This is a genomic window from Arthrobacter sp. SIMBA_036 (assembly GCF_046535135.1).
Classification (GTDB): Bacteria; Actinomycetota; Actinomycetes; order Actinomycetales; family Micrococcaceae; genus Arthrobacter.
Genome location: NZ_JAWRXG010000306.1, coordinates 1 through 256 on the forward strand (window position 1 = coordinate 1; position 256 = coordinate 256).

Annotated in this window: 1 protein-coding gene; it reads left to right on the top strand. The window is 47.3% G+C overall.

The features are described from left to right. On the top strand, nucleotides 1-256 hold a 256-nt coding region (locus SB659_RS19990), incomplete at both ends, for a hypothetical protein (protein WP_410551680.1).

The following is a 256-nucleotide window of genomic DNA, read 5'->3' on the forward strand; positions in this document are numbered from 1 at the left end:
ATTATGGGCGCTGGACATACAAATATGAAGAAGCGGCGCGTCAGGGAGCTAAAGCCGCATTTGTAATACACGAAACAGGGCCTGCCGGTTACGGTTGGGGCGTTGTTGCTGGTGGTTCTCCAGTGCGTTTTGACTTAAAACGTGAAAACAAGAATATGGACCGTTCAGCCATTGAAGGTTGGGTGACAGAAGAAAGCGCTAACGCGTTATTTGCCAGTGTTGGTAAAAATTTAGAGCAAATGCGTGAGTTGGCTTT